At 26.4% G+C, this 20,253-nt stretch carries 17 protein-coding genes; 12 read left to right on the top strand and 5 right to left on the bottom strand.

The features are described from left to right. Nucleotides 1-253: 253 nt before the first annotated feature. Entirely contained in the window at nt 254-1,843 is a 1,590-nt protein-coding gene (locus K5563_RS01645; protein WP_221037274.1) for a peptide ABC transporter substrate-binding protein, read from the bottom strand. 177 nt (nt 1,844-2,020) lie between these two features. Between K5563_RS01645 and K5563_RS01640 the strand changes: the two genes are divergently transcribed. The 3 genes from K5563_RS01640 (at nt 2,021) to K5563_RS01630 (ending at nt 6,978) form a co-directional block, all read left to right on the top strand. Continuing rightward, nucleotides 2,021-2,914 carry a 1-acyl-sn-glycerol-3-phosphate acyltransferase gene (locus K5563_RS01640; RefSeq protein ID WP_221037273.1) on the top strand — a complete coding sequence of 298 codons (894 nt, stop codon included), beginning with the start codon at nt 2,021-2,023 and terminating at the stop codon, nt 2,912-2,914. Between the two features lie 15 nt (nt 2,915-2,929). Continuing rightward, nucleotides 2,930-5,794, top strand: a complete 2,865-nt coding sequence (locus K5563_RS01635) for a tetratricopeptide repeat protein (RefSeq protein ID WP_221037272.1) — start codon at nt 2,930-2,932, stop codon at nt 5,792-5,794. A gap of 65 nt (nt 5,795-5,859) precedes the next feature. Continuing rightward, on the top strand, nt 5,860-6,978 hold the full coding sequence (locus K5563_RS01630; RefSeq protein ID WP_221037271.1) for a vWA domain-containing protein: 1,119 nt from the start codon (nt 5,860-5,862) through the stop codon (nt 6,976-6,978). Nucleotides 6,979-7,014: 36 nt separating this feature from the next. Here K5563_RS01630 and K5563_RS01625 read toward each other — a convergent pair whose 3' ends face one another. Together K5563_RS01625 and K5563_RS01620 are read right to left on the bottom strand one after the other, a co-directional pair. Further along, nucleotides 7,015-7,374, bottom strand: coding sequence for a tetratricopeptide repeat protein (locus tag K5563_RS01625; RefSeq protein ID WP_221037270.1), 360 nt, complete (start codon nt 7,372-7,374; stop codon nt 7,015-7,017). Between the two features lie 114 nt (nt 7,375-7,488). Further along, nucleotides 7,489-8,613 carry a LysM peptidoglycan-binding domain-containing protein gene (locus K5563_RS01620; protein WP_221037269.1) on the bottom strand — a complete coding sequence of 375 codons (1,125 nt, stop codon included), beginning with the start codon at nt 8,611-8,613 and terminating at the stop codon, nt 7,489-7,491. 539 nt (nt 8,614-9,152) lie between these two features. On the opposite strand from K5563_RS01620, the gene K5563_RS01615 reads away from it, so the two are divergent. From K5563_RS01615 to K5563_RS01595, 5 genes are all read left to right on the top strand, one after another. Then, nucleotides 9,153-10,238, top strand: coding sequence for a hypothetical protein (locus tag K5563_RS01615; RefSeq protein WP_221037268.1), 1,086 nt, complete (start codon nt 9,153-9,155; stop codon nt 10,236-10,238). A gap of 308 nt (nt 10,239-10,546) precedes the next feature. Beyond that, nucleotides 10,547-11,584, top strand: coding sequence for a BMP family ABC transporter substrate-binding protein (locus K5563_RS01610; protein ID WP_221037267.1), 1,038 nt, complete (start codon nt 10,547-10,549; stop codon nt 11,582-11,584). 6 nt (nt 11,585-11,590) lie between these two features. Beyond that, a complete protein-coding gene (locus tag K5563_RS01605; RefSeq protein WP_221037266.1) occupies nt 11,591-13,048 on the top strand; it encodes an ATP-binding cassette domain-containing protein in 1,458 nt (485 codons plus the stop codon). Next, the gene (locus K5563_RS01600) at nt 13,045-13,977 is read left to right on the top strand and encodes an ABC transporter permease (protein ID WP_221037265.1); all 933 of its coding nucleotides are present in this window, start codon (nt 13,045-13,047) and stop codon (nt 13,975-13,977) included. Before K5563_RS01605 ends, K5563_RS01600 begins: the two co-directional genes overlap by 4 nt. Next, nucleotides 13,978-14,784, top strand: coding sequence for an ABC transporter permease (locus K5563_RS01595; protein ID WP_221037264.1), 807 nt, complete (start codon nt 13,978-13,980; stop codon nt 14,782-14,784). On the opposite strand, the gene K5563_RS01590 is transcribed toward K5563_RS01595, so the two are convergent. Both K5563_RS01590 and K5563_RS01585 read right to left on the bottom strand, forming a co-directional pair. Next, nucleotides 14,771-15,469, bottom strand: a complete 699-nt coding sequence (locus tag K5563_RS01590; protein ID WP_221037263.1) for a tetratricopeptide repeat protein — start codon at nt 15,467-15,469, stop codon at nt 14,771-14,773. The two genes, K5563_RS01595 and K5563_RS01590, sit on opposite strands and share 14 nt — an antisense overlap. Next, on the bottom strand, nt 15,466-16,512 hold the full coding sequence (locus K5563_RS01585; protein ID WP_221037262.1) for a polyprenyl synthetase family protein: 1,047 nt from the start codon (nt 16,510-16,512) through the stop codon (nt 15,466-15,468). Before K5563_RS01585 ends, K5563_RS01590 begins: the two co-directional genes overlap by 4 nt. A 57-nt stretch (nt 16,513-16,569) precedes the next feature. On the opposite strand from K5563_RS01585, the gene K5563_RS01580 reads away from it, so the two are divergent. Genes K5563_RS01580 through K5563_RS01565 form a run of 4 tightly spaced genes read left to right on the top strand, consistent with a single transcriptional unit; the run spans nt 16,570 to nt 20,247 of the window. Further along, complete coding sequence (locus K5563_RS01580) at nt 16,570-17,163, top strand: RlmE family RNA methyltransferase (protein WP_221037261.1); 594 nt, start codon at nt 16,570-16,572, stop codon at nt 17,161-17,163. Between the two features lie 23 nt (nt 17,164-17,186). Further along, nucleotides 17,187-17,714 carry a chemotaxis protein CheW gene (locus tag K5563_RS01575; RefSeq protein WP_221037260.1) on the top strand — a complete coding sequence of 176 codons (528 nt, stop codon included), beginning with the start codon at nt 17,187-17,189 and terminating at the stop codon, nt 17,712-17,714. Continuing rightward, nucleotides 17,707-18,546 (top strand): NAD(+)/NADH kinase, encoded by an 840-nt coding sequence (locus K5563_RS01570; protein WP_221037259.1) that lies wholly within the window; start codon nt 17,707-17,709, stop codon nt 18,544-18,546. The genes K5563_RS01575 and K5563_RS01570 overlap by 8 nt, the downstream gene beginning before the upstream one ends. A gap of 42 nt (nt 18,547-18,588) precedes the next feature. After that, entirely contained in the window at nt 18,589-20,247 is a 1,659-nt protein-coding gene (locus K5563_RS01565) for a DNA repair protein RecN (protein ID WP_221037258.1), read from the top strand. Nucleotides 20,248-20,253: the final 6 nt, after the last annotated feature.

Below are 20,253 nucleotides of genomic sequence, written 5' to 3'. Positions count from 1 at the left end.
TGTGCACTAAAATTAATAACAATTCATTAAAAATCATAGATAATGAAAATTTATTTGTTGAAAAACTTGTTTAGTATATCATAAAGTCGATAAAAGTATAAATATATAATAGACAATAAATATTGTCAGATATAATGGTTAGATAATTAAGATGAAAATAAATGTAAAAATTTTTAATAATTTTAAAGTTTTTATTGTGCTAAAAAACTACCATTCCTATAGTCTGTAGAAATGGTAGTTTTTATAATTATTGTTAATTATTTTCTTTTTGATGTTTTATTTCTTCATAAATATAACATTCTGAAACATTAGGAGTCCATCCTGTCCATTTGTCATGTCTAAATAGATAGTATGATTTAAGTACTGAGAGTGGAGCTACTGGGAAATCTTTTTCTATAATAATTGATTCAGCTTTTCTTAGAATGTCTTGTCTTTTTAGTGGATCTTGCACGGAATTAGATTGTTTTATTAAATTATCATACTCTTTATTTGAATATCCGTATGCTCCAAATCCTTGATTTTCTGTTGTAAATAGACTTTCAAGGAATGTTAATGGGTCTGTATAATCTCCTGTCCATCCCATGAATGAAGTTTGATAATTGCCCATGGATCTGCTACCTAGGAAAGTATTCCATTCTTCAATTTCAATCTCTATATTAATATTTAGTATTCTTTTTAATTGTTCTTGTAAAAATTCTGCAGTTTTTGCCATTTCATCGCGTTGTGCAGTCTTATATTTAAGCGTAGGAAAACCTATACCATCAGGATAACCAGCTTCAGCTAGTAGTTTTTTTGCCCTCTTAGGATCAAATAATTCTAGTTTTTTGCCATAAGAGTAGTGTTCAAATGGTGGTGTTAAGTTTCTTGTTGGTTGTGATTGACCTTTTAGAGTAATTTTGCTTAGTGATTCTCTGTCAATTGCAAGGGTTAAAGCTTCTCTAACTTTTACATTATCAAGTGGTTTAACAGTAGTGTTGAATGCCACGTATACTACTCTGTTTACAGGATAAGAATAGTAATCATTTCTTATTCTAGCTTCATCTAAATAGTCTGATGCTACTTTCATAAGGAAATCAAGTTCATCATTTATGTACATGTTATAAGCAGTGTTGCCTTGTACTTGATAAAATATAACTTCATCTATTTCAACATTTGAAGTATTATAGTATTTCTCATTTTTTTTAAGTACTATTTTTTCATTGGGTATTCTTTCTTTTAATTTGTATGCACCGCTTACTACAATATTTTCAGGTTTTGTCCAGTCTTTTCCATATTTTTCAATAGCATGAATTGGTACTGGTATAAATGTTTGGTGTACTAGCATATCAAGAAAATAAGGTTTTGGAGTATCTAAAGTTATTTCTAAAGTATTATTATCTATAGCTTTAATACCAAGTTCGGATTCTGATATTTTACCTTCGAAATAATTTTGTGCATTTTTTATAGTTGATTTAACAATATCAACATATTGTGAACCTGTTTCTTTGTTTAAAATTCTCAGGTAAGACTTTCGGATACCCTCAGCAGTAATGGGAACTCCATCACTCCAAATAAGACCTTCTCTTAAGTGAAGAGTATATACAAGACCATTATCAGAAATATCCCAAGATTTGGCTAGCCCTGGTTTATATCCACCAGTTTGAGTATTTCTTACTGTTAGTCCTAAAAATGTGTTTACAATTATGTTAAATGATTGAACAGAAGTAGCAAGTTGAGGATCAAGTGAATCAGGCTCAGCTTCATTTGTAACTCTAAATGTTATCTTATTTTTGTATTCGTCACTTGAACAAGAAATTAATGATATAGTAAAAAGTAATAAAGGAATTATGGTTCTATGTTTCATAACTCATTCTCCTAAAGTATTTATGAATTTTGTTTAACGTACTTGAATGGATTTTACTTTAATTTGATAAATAAATAAAGTATAATTAAAGGAAAATGTTTTTCATGTAACTATTTACAAGAAATATTGTTGATTTACTAGTATATTATTTCTAATAACTTTAAGGAATAGAGTTTTATGTTTATACATAATGAAAGTTTTAATAAATATTTCAAAGATATTGAGAATGAATTTTTTAGTAGATTTAAGGCTATTGAAAATGTAAATTGTTTGAATGATTTTTATCATGAAGGCGATCCTGTTAGTAGGAATTTGGTTGATACTATGATCAAAAGGCTTCTTAAAGATAGTTCTACTATTATTGGTATTCAAAATATTTTAGAGCTTTATGAAAAATCTAAATCTGGAAAGTCTTCAATTATATTAATGGAACATTATAGTAATCTTGATTTTCCTTGCTTTCAATTTTTGCTTAATAGAATGAATTATAAAGAAGTTGCAGATCACATTATTCCTGTAGCTGGTGTTAAGCTTTTTCAAGACAGTTTATTTGTTAAAACTTTATCTTTGGGTTATAGCGTAATATTTATTTATCCTCCGCATTCGTTTGTTGGAGTTGAGCGTGAAAAGGTTAGAGAGAGACGAGTTTTTAATGCTAATTCTATGAAATATATTGTAGATAAAAAGACCAGTGGACATATAATTCTTATTTTTCCAACAGCCACAAGATATAGAAAGGGTAGACCTGAGACTAAAAAAATAATTTCAGGAGTTTTAGGTTATTTTAAGCTTTTTGATTATTTTGTCATGGTTAGTATTAATGGTAATGTCCTTGAAGTTTCTCCAAATGAAGATATGTCTTGTGATCTTTTTAAAGAAGATATTCTTGTGTATAATTCAACAGAAGTATTAGACATATTTGAGTATAAAAATTTAATTTCAGAGCAGTTAAATCAAGAAGGTTTAGAACCAACAAAAGAGCTTTTAGGTTCTAGAATTGCTGATGATTTAGAAAAGCGTTTTGAGGTTCTTCATGAAATGGGGGCCAAAATATATAATAGTTTGAATTAGGATTTTTATTATACTATGCCTGATGTAGAAAAAATAAATAAGTTTAAAAAAGAAATTCTTGACAATATTTCTGATGAAAGAGCTAAAAAAGAACTTTTTGGTATAAAAATGGATATTGAGCCTCCAAAGGATGGGGAGGTTATTGTTCCTTGGGAAGAAGAAGGCAAAGACAATATTATAGGTCTAGAAGAAGAATCTGAGGACGAACTTGATTTAGATACAATTCTTGGTCACCTTGATAGTGAGGAGGAACAGGAACGCATTGCAAATGAAAGTGAAATTTTAAAAGATTCTAATAAAATAGATATTGATTCTGAATTTAATGATTTAGATAATGATTTTGATGTTTTAAGTTCTGAACTAGAAGAAAATCTTGCAAAAGTTCTTGATGATAATTCTATTGGTATAGATGATGCCATGAATTTGAATTTAGATAATTCTGATGATTTGCAAAATGTAGATCTAAGAAATAATTTGGATTCAAATTTATTAAATTCTGAAGGGTCTATTGATAGTGAGATCGATAATGATTTAGCTCAAGATTCTATAACTAATAGCAATGATGCTTTTGATTTTGATAGTGTTATTGGTATTTTAAATGAATCAGATAAAACAATTAATCAGATAGAAATCCCTGACAATAACAATAATGCAAATGCTTTTGATGAGAATTTGGATGCTCTTGATGCGCAAGAAGATAATCATGTTCCTAATACTTCAAATTATTCTAAACTATTAAGAGATGATAATGATAAATCCTTAGATGAGAATAGTGTTCAAATTAATTATAATTTGTTTTTTAAGAATTTGAACTCTTATCCTAGAAATTTGAGAATTGCTGTTGCTGAGGCTTTAATGTTAGATAATGTCTCTAAATATAAAATTGAGGCATTAATTGATCTTGTTGAGCAAAATACGAAAGGGCTTAAGTTTATCGCTAAATTTGTTGGAGACATTATTGGTCGTTCTGTCAAATTGCCCGTTATGTATTATAAGTCAGAGGAATTTAGCAAGCTTGAAAAAAAATTTAGCTATAGAGCTTCTCAAGCTTTAATGCCAATAATAAAAATAGCGTCTATTTTTATTATTTTAACTTTTTTGTCTTTTTATTTTTTAGTTGATGTTATGTTTTTTTATATTGCATCTGATAGAAAGTATAAAGAAGGAATATCTTACATATATAAAAATAAGAAAGAACTTGCTAAGGCTACTTTTAAAGATGCATATTATATGCAACCTAGCAAACATTGGTTTATTACTTATGCTAAGGCTTTTGAAGATGTAAGGGATTTTGATAGTGCTGAGGAGAAATATGAAGAGTTATTTACTATTGACCCATTTTCTGAGGATGCCTCTAAGAGAAGACGTAAAAATTTTGATAGGGATGGTTATATATCTTATGCTTCTATGAAAATTAGGCTTGGTGAATATGCTGATGCCAATTCAATTTTAGATGAAGTTATATCTTATTCTCTTTATGATTATGAAGCCTTAATGGCTAAAGGTGATAATTATTTTCAATGGGCTCAACTAGAGCCTATCTATTACAAAGATAGCATTAATAGTTACACTATTTTACTTTCAAAATATGGTCGCAAGAAGGAAATTTTATTTAAGCTTTTTAATGTTTATATTGAAGCTGGTGCAGAGAGAGAATCAGAAAATGTAAATGCCTTTATTAAGGCAAATTCTAAATTAGATATTGATGAGGTAGTTTATACTAAGTATGCTAAGACATTAATAGACAAATATATTGAGTTTAAAGTTTATCATAAAAGAATAAATGCTCTTTCTAGAAATCTTAAATATTTTAGTGCTCAAATGGACTTACTTAGTAAAGAATTTTCTAATTTTAAGACAGGTGATGGCAAAAATATTTCCGATGTTTTAAATGATATTAATCTTAATTCGGAAATTGAATATATTCTTAGAAGAGTTTTGATTAAGAATCCTGATTATAACAAAGCTCTTTTTGAAAGTGGTAGATATTTTTATTATATGGGTGATTTTAAAAAATCGGAAGGATATTTGTTAACAGCATTAAATAGCTTTAGACAGGAAAATTTAATTGAAAATTTTGCTGAAAAGATAATTGCTTATAGGCTTTTATCAGAGATTTATGAGATGGAAAATGATACACTTAAAGCAAGTAATATTATGAGTTTAGCTTTAAATGAATATGATTTTTATAAAAAAAATGAACTTGTTAAAGTTTCCAGAGAGCTTGCTTTAATTTATGAGAAGCAAGGGGATATTCTTAAAACTTTAAATGGTTTTAAATCAGCTATATCTTCTTATAATATGGCAATAGATGAAGGTGTTAATTCACCAGATATTTATTATAAATTAGCATTGCTCAATTATAAGGAGCATAATTATAAAGATGCATTGTCTTGTTTATTTAAAGTTGAGAATATGTCTGGATTTGCGAATAGTGATAAAGTTTTAAATTCAATTGGATCTGTTCTTTATAAAATGGGTGATTTAGAAGCTTCTAGAAGTTATTATTTAAGAGTATTGCAAAATTTAGAATCAGAAAAGTCTAGCATTTTGAATTTTAAACCTAACGAAAATGATTATCATAGAAATTTGTTGATCAGAGAAATTGAGATTTACAATAATCTTGGAGTTGTTGAGGTAGTGGCATCTCTTGGTAGTGATAATAAGGGTGGAACTAGTATTGTTAAAGATAGTAGCCTTTTTAATTCAGGAGTTGCTCATTTGACCGAATCTTCTAGAATTTTTGATCTATTAAATCGTGATGATATGGTTAAGACAGCTAAAAAAGATCTTGCTAGCTTAAATCTTAGAGATATTTTTAAGAATAATTTTGTTATTTCGAAAGTTTTGTTTTATGATAATTTATCTGATAATCTTTAAATTTTTGATGAAATTGATTGTTAAGAGTATGGGTAAGGTTAAATGATTAATTTGTAAGGGTTTATATGAAAAAAGCTTACTTTATAGTTTCCTTATTTATTGTATTTAATTTGTTTTCATCTATGGGTGATGATTTAAGTATTGATATTGATGATGTATATGTTGAAGCTCATGAAGATGGTTTTCATCTTTTTATTAGGAAAAAGCCAAATATTAAATCAGTTATTTTAACTGAGTCTTTTGAAATTCCAGATAAGAGTAAAGATGTTTCTACTTATTCATTTAGAACATTAGAATATAATGATGTTAATGGAGATGAAATTAGAATTTTGAATGGCAGAGTTATTCAAAATAAAAGTCTTTTATCATTAACGTCTTCTACTCCTGTAAAGAATAGAAAATTTGGACAAGCTTTTCATATATTAATACCTAAGAGATTAAGATATGGGTTTCCTGATTTTTCAACAAGAAGTGGTGATATCAATTTAGAAGTTCTTAAGAGAAATAAAGAACCTTTTTGGTTTTCAATTAGGACTTTTGAGAAGAAATATAATGATTATTTAGGAAAATATAAAGATAATGCTTATGAGCTATTTTTTGGAGACACTCAGCTAGAAAATGCAAGAGAGCCTAATAGTAGTTTAGAAGAATCTTTTCATAGATTTTCTGATGATGTGCTTGTTGCAGACAAGGGACTTGATATTATTGATAAAATAAAAGACATTTTAGAAAAGTCAGAAGATCCACTTGCTGATTTAGATCTTGTTTTTGTTATTGATGTGACTGAAAGTATGAAAAGTCATATTGAAATTTTAAAGAAACATCTGTTTGATATGGTAGAGTCTCAGCTAAATAAATTTAAATCTTATAGGATAGGTTTTGTATTTTATAAGGATTATCTTGAAGATTTTTTAACGAGATCTTTTGATTTTAATAATAAAGAATATTTAAATATTGTACTTGAAGATCTTAATGTGGGTGGTGGTGGAGATCATCCTGAGGCGGTATTTGAAGGTATTAATGCTGCTGTTACTCAGTTTGATTGGAAAGCAGATAATAGATTTATTATAGTATTAGGTGATGCACCGCCTCATGAATATCCTAGAGGACCTATAGTTTATGAGGATGTTATTAAAGCAGCTAAGGAAAAAGATATTATAATTTATGGAATATTACTTAATTAAGTTTCATTAGTTGAATATCATAATTTATTTTTTAGCTTAATTGTTGTTTATTTTTTCCATTATCTTTTTAGATAATGGTGTAATCCATTTTGGATTTTGTATATTGGATTGTATTATTTCTTGAAATAACTTTTTTGCCATTTCTTTTTTATTGGTTATGTAATATATAAATGCAATCTCGTACTTTCCAGTAGCAACAATACTTTCATTGTCTTTATGATTTTCAATCATTTTATTGTATATCTTTAGTGCAGATCTGTAGTCATTAACATTTGTTGATTTTTGAGCTTCTCTTAAGTAAATACTGTAAGGAGTTTCTTTTGTGAGTTGCTTATCTAGATGTGCTGCTGTGTAGCAGGAAAAGAATATTATACTTGTTAGAATTAGCTTTTTCATTTTTTATTCTCTTATTTAATAATTAATTTTTACTAAAATGTTTGATTTAGATTTTATTCTATTAAATCTAAAAAAAGAAAACAAGCTTATATGCTCATTTTCTTTTTTTATTTTTTATTTAGAAGGAATTATTATTTTCCAGTTTTCATGTATTAGATCTGGATTTTGAATTTTTTGTCTGTTTGCAAACCAAATTTTTGGCCATAAATAAGGATCGTTATATAATTTTTTAGAAATGCCCCATAAGGTGTTTCTAATTTTAATTATATATAGTTCTTTACTTGCATTGCTTTCATAAGCCTTTAAATATCTTGCAGAATCTAAAAATAATTCATTTGCAAGTCTAAGGTTATTAAGATTTTTAGCTTCAAGGCCTTGTTTCCATAATTGTCTAGCTTTTTCAATAAGCTGAAGAGTTTTAAATTTAGTTGAATCTGATTTTTGCACTTCCTTAGCTGTTTCTTCATAAGCAAGTACTATTGGAGTCGCATCTCCAAATAAATAAGGATGATTGCTTTCATAGTCTAAAAGGTTTATATATTTGCCTTGATCCTTAAGTAGAGTTCTTCCATTCCATGGTGAAGGCTTAATGAGTTGGTTGTTGTTATAGATGGGAAGATTAGAAGCAGCTTCTAACGCTTTTAATTGTTTGTACATTCTTTCATCTGTTTCTTTAATAGCTCGTGCTTCTTTTGCTTTTTTAGCAGCTTGTTGTGCCCTATTAAATGCTTTACTATACATTTCAAGGGAATGTTCGATGTCATACATTTTATATTTTCTTGTTGCTTCGAAATATAAGTTATTTACTTCATCGATTTCTAATGGAATCCATATATATGCTTCATTAATTTCAGCATCATTTAGGTATTTTTCAATATTATTTTTCAGGTAGTTTATTTTTTCTTTTTTTTCTATTGTATCTTTTGCGATATTTTTATACCTTTCTAATACTTTTAGAGCAGTTTTATTACCTTCTTTAATCATATTTTTAGCAAATTTTGCTTCCATGTTTTTTTCAAGCCTTTCAGCTTCGTTAAATTCTTCAGAGTAAAAAAGATCTCCCCGCTCTCTTATGATTCCATTTTTGATTTCTTCAATATCTTTTCTTATATCCCCTGTTTCCTTAGTTGAAATTTTTGAGTTTTTATTTTTTTTATCTTCCTGAGAGGTTACACATGAAACTAGGAAAAGAGCGGATATAGATAACACTAAAAATAATAATTTGTTTTTTTGTATCATAAATACATCCTTTCTATATGGTATATTGATTATAATAAGCTAAAAAATTTGTTTTTTAGTTTAGATATTAATTCTTTTAATTCTTTCATTTTTATATATCATCTTATAACAGCATAACATTTTAATGTGACATAATACAATTTTTTGCTTTCATCTCGTATCCATTTTATTTAATCAATACTTTAACCATTTTATTATGACTTTGAATATTTATTATATCCACATGTTTTTTCTTCTTGATCTAATTGCTGCTCTGAAGTGGTTGAACATGAAATTAAGGAAAAAACAAGTATATGTAATATTAAAAATGATAATTTAATTTTTTTAATCATAGTCACATCCTTTTGATATTATGTTAGAGCTACTTAAATCGTAACTTTTATTATGCCTTATCTTTTTAAAAACAGGCCTGGCAAAAATAATATTTTTGCATTTTTAATGAATTATAGCGTATTTTTCATTTTTATTAAAGTTAGTAAATATTTCTAAAAAAGATATAATTAAGCTTATAAGATTTTAAAAAAGAGGAAGATTTAATTTTGAAATCATATATTATTATTATTTTACTTTTGTTCTTTCAAGTAGTATTATTTTCTCAAGTAGCATCTGTTAAAGAAATAGAAGGTCAAATTAACGTTATAAGAAATGCTATTTCTGTTAAATTAGATTTGGGAGATGAAATTTTTGAGTATGATTTTATTGAGGTTGGAGATAATTCTAAAATTAAGATAGGCTTGTATGGTATCAATGGCGTTTCATCAGATTTAACTCTACATTCTAACACTCATAGCCTTATTTATTATTCTTCTCTTAAAGATGTTCAAAATGCAAAAATTTATTTATTTAAAGGTAGCTTAGATGTTGTTGTTTATGAGGTTATTAAAGGTTCTTCATTTTCTGTTGATATAAATAATTATTTTTTTGCGACTGATGTTCCTTCAAAATTTTATGTCAATTGTGAATATTTTAATAGTTATTTTGTTAGTGTTTTTGATGGCATGCTTAGGCATTATAATAAGAATGAATATTGGATTTCAACAGGTACTAGTATTTTACTTTGGGATAATAAATCTTTTTTATCTAAAAATGGTGATTCTGTTTATGAGAATGTAATTCAAAATTTTAAAGAGATGTCTCATAAAAATTTTATTGCCTTGGTTAGCAGGTGTTCAAATTATATATTTTCAAAATATGTTGAGATTAGTTTTAAATTTGATTTTGTTTATGATTATCTGGTAAGAGATCCTAAATTTAATACCATATATTCAAAGTGGAGTTTAGAGGACAAAAACCATATTTTAGGAGATAGGGTTATTATGATGAATTATGTTAATTATCTAAAAGGTAGGATAGGTATTCTTTTTAATAATTTCATTTATTTGGCCAATATGTTTTTTTTCATAGAAGATATTGTTAAGAATTTTTCTGATATGTCTAATAAAGTCGTTATCCATGGTTCTATTTTTAACTTCTTCAATAACTATAAAAAAAACAAATCATTTTTACTCAAGAAGTTTTTTAAAACCATTTATTCTTTTAAAATGTATTTAGTTCGTACAAATGGTGATATTCCTAGTAATTTGAGTATTGATGAATTTTATTTATTAAAGCCTGGAGAATTTTAAATTTGATAAAATATTTATCAAATTATAATAAATAGTCATTTATAATAAATAGTCATTTTTAGTTGATTTTGATAATTTTTATATTGAATTAAATTAATGGATTTTTTATTGATTAAAGGTTTATTTTAAGCTTGTTTAATGTAAAATTTAATACAAGAATTGGACGTAGTACAGGCTTTTATGGTATTCTCTTACAAAGAAACTTTCTTTAAGGAATTGGTGTGTTTTTTGAGTATTAGGTTTGCAATTTTATATTGTTTTGTTTTCTTAATTGATTGCATTTTTTGAAAAGAAGGTGTTTAATTTTTGTGAATAGATTTCTTTTCGTTAGAATTTTTTGTATTTTGATTTCAATAATCTGTTTGTTTTTATTTGTTTATATTAACTTTTTTAAGATTAGAGAACTCAAATCTTCATGTAATAGAAAAATTGCGTTTTTTATTCCTGGAATTATTAGTGGTTCCCCTTCCTATAAAACAATATATGATTTTCTAATTGAATTTAAAAAAAATAGAAATGATATTGAAATTAAATTCTTTGAAGCTGGATTTAATCAGCATGAATGGATGGAATTACTTGAAAAGTTGTTAAATTCTCAAAATTTTGATTTTTTAATTACAACGAATAATGTAATGCAGAAACTTATCGATAAAGTTTATCATAATTATCCTTATACGAAATTTTTGCTTTTTGATTCTTTAGTTAAGAATACTAATCCTCAAGTATATTCACTCTCTTATAATGTTGCAGAAGAGGCTTATATATTAGGATATTATGTGGGTTTATTTTTACAAAGCTCTAATTTATCAAATAAGAATGTTGCCTTGATTTCTGGTCAAGAGTATCCTGTTATGAATAATTATATTTTTCCTTATTTTAAGGATGGAGTTAAATCAATTTTAGATTCAGAAGTATTTTTTAGAACTTTAGGAAATTGGCATGATAGCAATAGAGCTAAAATGTTATCTGATTCTTTAATTTTAGAGTCAGGAGTTTCTGTAATTCTTCCAATTGTTGGAACAGCTATTGAAGGAGTTCTTGCATCAGTGCGTGAGCATGGTATTTTCGCTGTTCTTTTTGATAGTGAAGATTATTTGGATAATAAGGATAATATTATTGGTTCAGGAATTACAAATCAGAAGTTTTGTTTAAAAGAAGTCTTAAGTAAAGCTTTAAAAGGAGAGATTAAGTATGGAACTTATGAAGTTTTTGGATTTAGAGAGGGGGGAATTTCATTTAATTTATTAAATGAATTTTATATAAATCATACTGATTTAGAACTTAAGAAGAGAATTGAGAAAAAGATAAAAGAGATGAGTAATAGTGAAATGAGAATAGGCTTATAATTCTTTATGATAGAGTTTAAAAACATAATAAAATCTTTCCCAGACATTGAGAAACCTATTTTAGATAGTGTAAATTTAAGGATTGAAGAAGCTAAAATTTTAACTGTAATTGGAAGGAATGGAGAAGGCAAGAGTACTTTGTCAAAAATTATAGCTGGTTTTGTTTATTTTGATAGTGGTGATGTCTTTGTAAATAATAATAGGCAAAGAAACTGGAATGTGGACGTGGCAAAAAGTAATGGTATTTATATTGTGTCACAAATTCCAAAGCTTGATATGAATTTAAGGATTTGGGAATATCTTAGTATTTATTGGTTTGATTCTAAATTTTTTATGCCGATGAATAAAGCTAAAACTTATAGATATTATAGATGGCTTAGACAATTTTATGAGATTTCTTTTGATTTAGAGACTAGAATACAAAATTTAAATATTAAAGAAATATATTTTTTGCTTATTATTTCTTCTCTTAAAAGAAATGCAAAGATCATTATTTTTGATGAAAGTGTAGCTTATTTTTCTCAAAAAGAGGCTAAAGATTTTATTAAATTGCTTCAAAATCTTAAAATAGCAGGCATTACTTCTCTTTTTATTACACATAGAGAGATTGGGGATGCTATAATTTTTAGTGACGAATTTATTATTTTAAAAGATGGAAAGTGTTTTAGAACAACAAATAAAGAGGTTATACTTGGCAAGATTGAAATACCTACTGATAAATTTATTACTACAAGTATTAGGCGTAGTGAGTTAAATGAAGACTTGATAAAATTTAATTTGTTTTTTGAAGATTTTTGGAAGTATGATATTAGTTTTTCTTTAAAAAAAAGAGGGGTTTTAGGAATTATTGCAGAAGATGCAGCAATAAAAACATGGGAAAAATTATTTCTGGGTAAAATTCCATTTGTAGGATGTATTAAAATGAATGGACATAGATACGAACGTATTGATGTTTATGAGCTAAAGGCAGGATTTTTACCTTTAGGAATTGGCAATTTATTTTCTGATAATACTACTATATTAGATAGCTTTTTGGCTAAGATAATGAGTTTTGAGAATGAATTTTTTATTAAACAATCTACTATTGATAAGCTTAAAAAATTTTTTAAGAAAGATATGGAATATTGTGATAGTAAGATATTAAAAACTTTTTATTCTAAATCTTTTGCATTTTCTGGGGGGACTTTAAAAAAACTTGCTCTTTTTAGAGAAAAATATATTACAAAGAGCTTTTTAATTTGTTTCTCACCTCTTAGCAATTTAGATTATAAGGCATATATTGAAACATCTAATTTTATTCGTAATTTTTCTAATGAAAAGCCTGTTTTATTGATTACTCCTAATTTAGATGAACTTCTTCTTTTATCAGATAATGTTTTGGCAATCAAGGCCGGTGAAGTTGTATTAAGATTAGAAAGGGAAAATATCAACAAAACAGTTTTAAAGGAAATGTTGTTTATATGAGGACATTAAAAAAAGAATATGTTCTCTTAGTATTTTCACTTAGTATATTAGGTATTAGCTATTTTTTTGATGGATTTTTTAGTTTTTCTTATATTAAGATGATATTGTGGAATTTTATATTGCTCTTATTAATTGCAACAGGAATTTCTACTTGTGCTAGGAGTAATAGTTTGACCCTTGGAGATGAAGGTCAAATTTATTTTGGAGCATTTTTATCATATATATTATGTGAGTTTTTTGAACTTACATACTTTAGTTTTGTATTAATAATGATTTTAAGCTCCATTTTAGTTGGTTTAATAGGAATTATTCCTTTTTTGTTAACATTCTTTTTTGGCTTAAATGGGATGCTTACAGGTCTTTTAATGTCTTATGGGAATCAGAGATTAGTTGATGGTTTAATATCAAAGCTTTTAGGTTCAAACGAATTATTAAACAGAACAAAAAGTATTAATAAGATATTTTCTCTTGATGCTTCTTTGCCTTATTTGCTTGTCTTTGGTGTTTTAATTTGGGGGAGCTATTTATTTATTCATAAAAGAACTATTTTAGGATTAAAACTTGAAATATTAAGCGATAGAAAGCCTTTAAGCAAATTTTTCAGTATTAATGAATTTAAGTATAAGTTTTTTACAGTATTTACCAGTGCTTTTTTTAATGGACTTGTAGGTTCAATATTTTTAATTTTTTTTAAAAATCATTTATTTTTAGGATTAACCGCTGGTCTTGGTTGGAGTGGATTTGTTGTTGCGGTAGTGTCAGGATTTAATTATATGTATGTGGTTTGTTTTAGTTTATTTTTTTCCATGCTTAATGAATTTAATAATTATCTTAAAATAAATTATGCGTTTAAGTTTGAGTTTATTGGTTTATATCAGTCTATTGCAATTTTTATCTCATTATTTTTAATTAATTCAGGTAAAAAATAAATGTTTAGTATTTTTTTAAATTCTATAATATTTGCATATTTGGCTCTTGGGATTCTTTACACTGAAAAAATAGGACTGTTAAATATATCTATTGAAGGAATTTCTTTTTTAGCTGTTTTTTTGACATCTTTTTTGATTTATTTAGGATATGGAATATTTGTATCGGTTATCATAACAGTTTTTGTTAGCTTGATGTTTGGAGTTGTTTTGTCTTTTTTTGTAAAAAATGGCTATAACATTTTTATAGCAGGTATAGGAATTAACATATTGTGTTATTTTTTAGTAGGAGTTTTAATGAAAGCTAATTTTAATTTTATACCCGGCTTTAGTTTAAATATATCTAATAATTTTGCTACTACATTTTTTACCGTATTGTTTTTTATTTTATTAGGTTTAAGCATTTATATACTAAATTATTCAAGAGTAAGAGTAGTTTTTGAATTTATTCGTTCAAATGATTATGATAATTTATTGGGAGAGAAAACTAGTTATTGTTTTAAATCCTTTGCTATATTGATGTCAGTGTTCTTTGCAAGTATTGCAGGTTCACTTCTTGCTATAAATTTTAATTTTTATTCTTATAACTTAGGATTAAATAATGGTTGGCTTGCAATTTGTATATTGTATATTGCATTTGTAAATCCTTGGCTTATTTTTCCGATTTCATTTTTGATGATATTTATTGAATACAAGTTTTTCAATTTTCAGGATTATTTTAATTCTTATATTTCTCTTTCATTAATCTTTTATACGGCTATATTGATTAATATATTAATTTCTCTTTTTAGGAAAATCAAACTATTTTAATAATATCATGTGTTGAATTTTTAAGAATTTTTAAAGTTTGCATTTGTAATTCCAAGTCTTTAATTTTATTTTTATTAAATTCATAGAAAGGAATTTGTTTGAGTACAGCTAAATTATTAATGAAAATTGTGAATATGATGTCGTCATATGTTTCTATTTGAAAAATAGCATTCATTATTAGATTAAACATTAAATCTTCATCTTGGATGAAATGATAAATTCCTTTTTTTAAGATAGCATCAATTAACACGAATAAATTAATGTTTAATAATTTTTGATTATCTTGAATAAATTGGATAATATAGTCCATTGAATTGCTTGATTCTCCAATGAGGAAATATGCCCATGAAATGTCAAGATAATTTTTTGGGTCTTTAAAATCAATTATTTGTAGATAGGTGTTTGTTTGTTCAATTGCTTTTAACCAGTTTTTAGTGAGATATTCTAATTCTGAGAGCAATAAATATGCATCAAATTGTTTTGGATCTTTATTGATAATTTGTCTTAGTAATATTTTAGATTGTGTATATTTTTTTAAGTCTTTCAGTAACATTGCTTTTATGTAAAGTTCATCTATTTGATTTTTATCTGCTTTATTTTGGCTTGTATTTTTTATCGGAGTTGTTGCATGAATAGAAACAATTATATTCATCCATACTAATAATGTTATTGCATATTTTTTCATAAACTTGCCTCTTTTATTTTATGTAAAATGTCCATTATCATGTTTTTATATTTATCTATAAGTTTATATGAATTTAATTCTTCAATAAATCTATTAAGGTAGAACATTGCAAGAGTTGAAGAGTCTTTAATAGCATTTGATGAATTAATCATATTGCTAAATTTTAATATTTCTTCTCTTGATTCATTTATAGGTTTATTTCTAATTTTTCTTAGTTCTATAATAATTTGCTTATCAAATTGTTTTTCTTTTAAAAAATATATTATGGGTAGACTTTTTTTCCCTTCAATTAAGTCTTCTCCAAAATCTTTGCCATTAATTCCATTTTTAATATTTTTTATATCATCTATTATTTGAAAACAAGTTCCAAGTTTTAAAAATGTGTTATAAAGGTTTTTTGCATTGCTCTCATTATTGGTGAGTATTCCAGCTAGAAATCCAGCCATTCCAAAAAGGGAGCTTGTCTTAAGTTCAACCAAAGATATATATTCTTCAATATTTGGAATATATGTCTCATTATGAAATGCAATGTCAATGCCTTGTCCTAGGTGGAGATTTGATAGAGTCGTAAAAAAATTTTCATAAATTAACAGTTTTTGCTTTGTTTTTAAATTTGAAGTTTGTATTAATTTTACAGGCAGAAAATAAAGTAAATTTGCTGTATTGATGCTATTGTCCAATCCATAAATTAAGTGAACAGCGGGTTTACCTCTTCTTTTTGTAGATCCATCTTCTATGTCATCAATAATTAAACTGCCAGAATGAGGTAATTCAAGTAACATGCTTAAATTGTATAAATTTTCAGTATTTTTCTTTTTATATCCTAGTGCATATGCTAGTAAAATCATTAGTATTGGTCTTATTCTTTTTCCTCCTCTATTGATTATTTCAATAGCCGGGGCTTGAATTACTTTTATTATTTTTTCTTGTATATTTAGTTTTAGTTTTAATTCTTTGTCTTTAAATATATTTAGAAAATAATCATTTGAAAATACATTGTTAATATTTTTTTCGATCTTATCTAGAAATGATTTATTGTTCATAATTATAATTATAATTATAATAAAAAGTATAATTATAAGTGTATTTAAGAGATTGATATGTACGATGTTGTTGATGAATATTCACAAAGAGCCAAAAGAGAAGGGTATCTTGCGAGATCTGTTTATAAATTAATAGAAATTGATAAAAGATTTTCTTTATTTTCCTCTGGTAATATATTAGATATTGGAGCATCTCCAGGAAGTTTCTCTCAATATGCTTATGGCAATCTTAAAAATGGGGTACTTGTTGCAGTTGATTTTAATAATATAGAGCTGAATTTTGTTGATAATTTTCATTTTGTTAAGGGTGATATATATGATGATGATGTTTGTCAAAAGATAAAGACTTTTGCGCCTTATAGTTTAATTATAAGTGATGCAGCCCCTAAAACTACTGGTAATAGATTAGTTGATACAAGCAATTCTTTTAATTTGAATATGAGAATAATCGAATTAGCTTTTGATATCTTAACAAGAGGCGGTAACTTATTACTTAAAGTTTTTCAAGGAGGAGATGAAGAACAAATTTTTTATAAGCTTAAGAGTTGTTTCAGTCTTGTTAAGAAGGTTAAGCCTAAAGCTGTTCGAAAAAATTCCTTTGAGATTTATTTTCTATCTAAAGATTTTGTTGGTTTAAAAACAACTATTTAAGTTAATTTTAAGGGGATTAAGATATGTTTATAAAAGAAAAAGTTATGGATAAGAAGTTTTATTTGCAAATTGCATGCTTTAAGATAGGCAAGGAAAGTTATGGTATTTCAATAGATCATATTAGGGAAGTAATTAAGGTTCCTGTGGAAGGTATATATGCAATACCCAATGTTCCTGATTATGTTACTGGTATTTATAATCTTAGAGGCAATGTTGTTCCTTTAATAAATTTAAATATTAGATTTAAAATTCCTTCGGTCTCTGTAACAGAAGAAGATAAGCTTCTAACAGGTTATTTAATAGTTAAGATTAAAAATAAGCTTTTAGGAATATTTGTAGATAAAGTTCTAAAGGTTATTAACTTTGATGGATTTAAGGTTCAAGAGCCTCCTGCAACTTTGCAAACTTTAGACAGGAGATATATATCTGGTGTTGTTAGAATTGATCATGATGAAAACTTTGGGAGTGAATATTTAATTCTGATTGATATTGAAAAAATATTTGACAAAAGTGAATTTGAAAAGATTCCATATAAGGAAAGTGATGAATAATAGTAAGGTTCTCATTTATATAAATTATTCAAATTTAAATGCTGAAATCCTTGCTTGTGAAATACAAAAGTATTTAAAACATGAATATGGTATTTTAAGTTTATTTATAGGAAGTAATCAGTCTTCAAAGTTATTAATCGGAGATGATCTGCTGTTTGCCATAACTTTGGGTGGAGATGGTACAGTTTTATTAGCTAGTAGCTTGCTTTTAAAAAATGATATTGACATTCCAATTATTTCAATAAATTTAGGTAAAGTAGGATTTTTGGCAGATATAAAACCCAGAGATTTTAAAGAAGTAATAGATAAATTTTTTGATAATTCTTTAGTTATTCATAAAAAATATTTGCTTAATATTAGTGCTTATAGGAGTGGATATAATATATTTACTCAATATGCTTTAAATGATGTGATTATTCGTTCTAGTATGCTTAATAAGTTGATTTATGCAAATCTTAGAGTTAATTCAGAAGATTTTCTTTCTTATAAGAGTGATGGGATCATATTTGCAACTCCAACAGGTTCAACTGGATATTCTTTCTCAGCAGGTGGATCGATTTTAGAATCAGATCTTCAGGCGTTTATTCTAACACCTATTTCTCCTCATTCTGTTTATAACCGTTCTTTCATTTTTTCAAGTGCTAGTAGGCTTTCCTTGTCATTTTATAAGGAATATGCATTACCCCCAGCATCAATTTTTGTTGATGGTGTTAATATTGGTAAATTTGAAGTTGACGTTGTTTTAGAATTAGGTCTTGATAATAAGAGTTTGCGGTTTGCATCATTTTGTACAGATACTTTTGTTAAAAGACTCAAAAATAAGTTATTATAAGATATATTATTTTATGAGTATTAGTTTGTTTTTGACTTTTGTATGTTAATTGAGCTTTTTATAAAAAATTTTGTTTTAATTAAAGAGTTGTCTATTAAGTTAAATTCAGGATTGGTGGCATTTACAGGTGAATCTGGAAGTGGAAAGAGTTTGTTGTTATCCTCAATTTGTTATTTATTTGGTGAAAAACTTAAAACTAATATAATACTTGACGGCGAGCAGGAATGTATTTTACTTGCTAAATTTAAGTCAAATGATGATGTTAGAAATTATTTGATTTCCAAAGGTATATTAGTAAAAGAGTATATTATCATAAAGAGGATAATTGTATTTGGAACTTCAGATACTTTTTTGAGCAGTTATTATATCAATAATGAACCAGTTTCTAGCGTCATTTTAAGATCAATTTTTCATATGTTAGTTGAGGTTCATTCTCAAAATCAACAGTATTTGATTTTAAAAAATCCTTTAAATAATCTTAAGATTTTAGATAATTATATTAATATAAATGTTCAATTGAAAGACTATAAATTGGCTTATGAAGAATACATGAAATATTTAAATGAATATGATGATTTTCTTTTAAAAGAAAAAACATATAAAGTTAGTATTGAAGAATATGAGAAGATAATTGGTGAAATAGATGCTGTTAATCCTAAGCCAGGGGAAGAAGAAATTTTAAAGAGTAGATTAAATGAGCTTAGACATTATGAATCTTTATGTAATGCACTTGCCAATTTAAATAGTGTTTTAAGTTTTAAAGATGGTATTTCTGCTTTAAATGAGATAAGAAAGGTAATTTGTGATGCTGAATATCTCTCAAGCTTAAATAATAATTATCTTGAACTTGAAAATCGTCTTAAAAACTCTTACTATGAACTTGAAGATATCGGTCAAGCTTATAGTGGGTACCTTTTCAATAATGCCTATGATGAGAAGGAAATTGAAGCTACTGAGAGTCGTATGTATGAGCTTTCTCGTATTAAAAAAAAATATGGGCCAAGTCTTGATGATATAATAGCATTAAGAAAAAAGTGTGATGATGCTATTAATTTATCACTTAATTTTGAGACTGAAAGATTAGATAGAGGGTACAAGTTAAATAATTTGTTTGAGATAGTTAAAAAATTGGCATCTGATATCTCAGATATTAGAAAAGCTGCTGCATTGAGATTTGCATCTGGTGTAACAGAAATTTTGCATAAGCTTAATATGAATGATGCTGAGTTTTTTGTGTCCGTTTCTGAAGGAAAAATTAAATCAACAGGTGTTGATGAGGTGGAATTTTTAATTTCTAGTAATCTTGGTTTGAAAGCCCAACCAATTTATAGAGTTGCATCTGGGGGTGAGCTTTCAAGAATAATGTTGGCTATTAAGAGTGTTCAAAATGTTGATGAAAATAAGCTTATTATATTTGATGAAATTGATTCTGGTATAGGGGGTGAATCCGGAATAAGTTTAGGTAAGTATTTAAAGAGTTTGTCAGATAATATGCAAATATTTGTTGCTACTCATCTTGCTAATATTGCAAGCCTTTCAGATTATCATATTTTAGTGAAAAAGGAATGTGTTCAAGATAAAACTTATGTTCAGGCTTCTTTATTGTTAGGTGATTCTCGTGCTTTAGAAATTGCTCGAATGCTTAGTGGAAACGTTAATAAAATTAGTATCAAACATGCTAAAGAGCTTTTAAAGGGGTAATAATTG

Origin of the sequence: Borrelia sp. HM, assembly GCF_019669085.1 — a bacterium.
In the GTDB taxonomy this organism is placed as follows: domain Bacteria; phylum Spirochaetota; class Spirochaetia; order Borreliales; family Borreliaceae; genus Borrelia.
The sequence above is the reverse complement of the archived record's forward strand: the minus strand, read 5'-3'. Positions and strand labels throughout refer to the sequence as shown.

Coding starts and splice junctions, on each gene's coding strand:
- K5563_RS01645 (WP_221037274.1), bottom strand. CDS start 1,843: ATGAAACATAGAACCATAATTCCTTTATTACTTTTTACTATATCATTA.
- K5563_RS01640 (WP_221037273.1), top strand. CDS start 2,021: ATGTTTATACATAATGAAAGTTTTAATAAATATTTCAAAGATATTGAG.
- K5563_RS01635 (WP_221037272.1), top strand. CDS start 2,930: ATGCCTGATGTAGAAAAAATAAATAAGTTTAAAAAAGAAATTCTTGAC.
- K5563_RS01630 (WP_221037271.1), top strand. CDS start 5,860: ATGAAAAAAGCTTACTTTATAGTTTCCTTATTTATTGTATTTAATTTG.
- K5563_RS01625 (WP_221037270.1), bottom strand. CDS start 7,374: ATGAAAAAGCTAATTCTAACAAGTATAATATTCTTTTCCTGCTACACA.
- K5563_RS01620 (WP_221037269.1), bottom strand. CDS start 8,613: ATGATACAAAAAAACAAATTATTATTTTTAGTGTTATCTATATCCGCT.
- K5563_RS01605 (WP_221037266.1), top strand. CDS start 11,591: ATGATAGAGTTTAAAAACATAATAAAATCTTTCCCAGACATTGAGAAA.
- K5563_RS01600 (WP_221037265.1), top strand. CDS start 13,045: ATGAGGACATTAAAAAAAGAATATGTTCTCTTAGTATTTTCACTTAGT.
- K5563_RS01595 (WP_221037264.1), top strand. CDS start 13,978: ATGTTTAGTATTTTTTTAAATTCTATAATATTTGCATATTTGGCTCTT.
- K5563_RS01590 (WP_221037263.1), bottom strand. CDS start 15,469: ATGAAAAAATATGCAATAACATTATTAGTATGGATGAATATAATTGTT.
- K5563_RS01585 (WP_221037262.1), bottom strand. CDS start 16,512: ATGAACAATAAATCATTTCTAGATAAGATCGAAAAAAATATTAACAAT.
- K5563_RS01580 (WP_221037261.1), top strand. CDS start 16,570: ATGTACGATGTTGTTGATGAATATTCACAAAGAGCCAAAAGAGAAGGG.
- K5563_RS01575 (WP_221037260.1), top strand. CDS start 17,187: ATGTTTATAAAAGAAAAAGTTATGGATAAGAAGTTTTATTTGCAAATT.
- K5563_RS01570 (WP_221037259.1), top strand. CDS start 17,707: ATGAATAATAGTAAGGTTCTCATTTATATAAATTATTCAAATTTAAAT.
- K5563_RS01565 (WP_221037258.1), top strand. CDS start 18,589: ATGTTAATTGAGCTTTTTATAAAAAATTTTGTTTTAATTAAAGAGTTG.